Below are 2663 nucleotides of genomic sequence, written 5' to 3' on the forward strand. Positions count from 1 at the left end.
GTGTCGAGATTCGATTGAGAAAGTTAGGACAAAAACTTGGAATACAAAAGGTTCATCCACATAAATTCAGAAGAACCCTAGCGACAAAGGCTATTGATAAAGGAATGCCTATTGAGCAAGTCCAAAAACTACTTGGTCACAGCAAAATTGATACAACCCTGGCCTATGCCATGGTTAACCAAAGCAATGTCAAACATTCACACCAAAAATTCATCTCTTAACTGCAAATCCCGATTTAACGAGATGTTTGGGGATTTTCATACTACATTATTCCCCAAATATAAAATAGGTGAAAAATTTGAACTTTCTAGTGGAAGTACACCATCAAGAGATAATAAATTATATTGGGATAGCGGAACGATTAATTGGGTAAAAACAACTGAGGTAATAAATAAAGAAATTACGGAAACTGAGGAAAAAATCACAAAATTTGCTTTAGAAAATACATCTCTTAAACTTTTTCCAGTTAATACAATATTAATTGCTATGTATGGTCAAGGACAAACAAGAGGAAGAAGTGCAATCCTCAAAGTTGAATCTACTAGCAACCAAGCATGTGGTGCTATATTTCCAAATAAAATAGACAATCCAGTTTTTATTTGGCATCAATTAATGCTAAGGTATAGCGAATTACGAGAACTTGGACGAGGAGGAAATCAACCTAATTTAAACGGTCAACTGATTAAAAATTTTGAACTGATTCTCCCCCCTCTTTCCCTCCAAAACGAATTCGCAGACTTTGTGGCTCAGGTCGACAAATCACAATTGGCAATTCAAAAATCTCTGGAAGAATTGGAAACCTTGAAAAAATCACTTATGCAGGAGTATTTTGGTTAAGATTTGAGATAGCAGTTTACACTATCGTTGTAATTACCGTAATTATTTGTTATAATACTTCAAAGGAGGAAATCAGATGGTCGTAAAAACAAGAAAACAAGGAAATTCAATCACCATTACGATTCCAAGCGAATTCAATATTCCAAGTGGTGTTAAATACGAAGCAAAATTGTTACCAAGTGGCGAAATTATCTTTACTCCTGAAGAATTGGATCATCAGGTCTCTTATGTTTCTGATGATGCCTTTAACTTAAAATTGGATACAATTTTTGATGAATACGACGATGTTTTCAAAGCTTTGGTGGAAAAATGACAGTCTATCTAACAGAAAAGCAAATTGAAAAAATCAATGCTTTAGCAATTCAACGGTATTCTCCAAATGAGCAAATTCAAACAGTTAGTCCTTCAGCGTTAAATATGATTGTGAACTTACCAGAACAATTTGTTTTTGGCAAGCCTCTTTATCCAACAATTTTTGATAAAGCAACAATATTATTTGTTCAATTGATAAAGAAGCATGTCTTTGCCAACGCCAATAAACGAACAGCTTTCTTTGTTTTGGTGAAGTTTTTACAATTAAATGGTTATCATTTTTTTGTTTCCGTGGAAGAAGCGGTTGATATGTGCGTGACTATAGCGGTAGAAGCTTTAACTGATGAAAAAATGATAAGCTATTCTAAATGGGTTTCTGAACATTCTGTCAGAGAAAAAATAAGCTAGTATGTTGGATTTGAATGAGTATTAGAAAATAAACAGACAATATTAGAATTCTGTAATGCAGAAACTGATATTGTCTCTTTTTATTGATGAGTAATAATGAAAGTGAGAATTTATGGAATCAAAAATTACAATTATCATACAAGAAATGTTACCCCTTTTAAATAATGAACAATTACTAGCATTGCGAGAGAGTTTAGAGCGCCATCTAGTGGATGGAAAAAAGAAGCAGAAGCACTCTAATAATAATCTGTTGCAATTATTCATCACTGCTAAGCAGGTGGAGGGCTGTAGTGCAAAAACAATACGTTATTATCAGAGAACAATTGAAAATTTGTTTCATTATATTAAGGAGTCTGTGACACAACTGACAACCGATGATTTGAGAAGTTATCTAGCAAATTATCAGTCTGAAAAGGATTGTAGTAAGGCGAATTTGGACAATATTCGGCGTATATTGTCCTCTTTTTTTGCTTGGCTTGAGCAAGAGGAATATATCATCAAAAATCCTATTAGAAGGATAAAAAAAATTAAAACAGAACAAACTGTGAAAGAAACTTATACGGATGAACATCTCGAAATTATGAGAGATAATTGTGAAAATTTAAGAGATTTGGCAATGATTGACCTACTAGCATCAACAGGTATGCGTGTAGGAGAACTGGTCCAGTTGAATCGTTCTGATATTGATTTTGAAAACAGAGAGTGCGTTGTTTTTGGAAAAGGAAAAAAAGAAAGACCCGTATATTTTGATGCTCGTACGAAAATTCATTTAAGAAACTATCTCAATGATAGAAAAGATAGTCATCCAGCTCTTTTTGTAACGCTACTTGGAAAAGCCCAGAGACTTGGAATTGCTGGTGTCGAGATTCGATTGAGAAAGTTAGGACAAAAACTTGGAATACAAAAGGTTCATCCACATAAATTCAGAAGAACCCTAGCGACAAAGGCTATTGATAAAGGAATGCCTATTGAGCAAGTCCAAAAACTACTTGGTCACAGCAAAATTGATACAACCCTGGCCTATGCCATGGTTAACCAAAGCAATGTCAAACATTCACACCAAAAATTCATCTCTTAACTGCAAATCCCGATTTAACGAGATGTTT

General features: G+C 34.0%; 5 protein-coding genes. All 5 read left to right on the forward strand.

The window, feature by feature from the left end; translation table 11 throughout:
• Nucleotides 1-221: tyrosine-type recombinase/integrase (locus D8863_RS10255; RefSeq protein ID WP_142999480.1), on the forward strand; the 221-nt coding region annotated here is incomplete at its 5' end.
• A complete protein-coding gene (locus D8863_RS10260) occupies nt 187-837 on the forward strand; it encodes a restriction endonuclease subunit S (protein WP_260469788.1) in 651 nt (216 codons plus the stop codon). The genes D8863_RS10255 and D8863_RS10260, both read left to right, overlap by 35 nt.
• Nucleotides 838-913: 76 nt before the next feature.
• On the forward strand, nt 914-1150 hold the full coding sequence (locus D8863_RS10265; protein WP_000260600.1) for an AbrB family transcriptional regulator: 237 nt from the start codon (nt 914-916) through the stop codon (nt 1148-1150).
• Entirely contained in the window at nt 1147-1557 is a 411-nt protein-coding gene (locus D8863_RS10270; protein ID WP_125441845.1) for a type II toxin-antitoxin system death-on-curing family toxin, read from the forward strand. Before D8863_RS10265 ends, D8863_RS10270 begins: the two co-directional genes overlap by 4 nt.
• Before the next feature lie 112 nt (nt 1558-1669).
• Entirely contained in the window at nt 1670-2635 is a 966-nt protein-coding gene (xerA, locus tag D8863_RS10275) for a site-specific tyrosine recombinase/integron integrase (protein ID WP_084849748.1), read from the forward strand.
• The last annotated feature ends 28 nt before the right edge of the window (nt 2636-2663 follow it).

The sequence above is a fragment of the Streptococcus oralis genome (genome assembly GCF_003943825.1).
In the GTDB taxonomy this organism is placed as follows: Bacteria; Bacillota; Bacilli; order Lactobacillales; family Streptococcaceae; genus Streptococcus; species Streptococcus oralis_CD.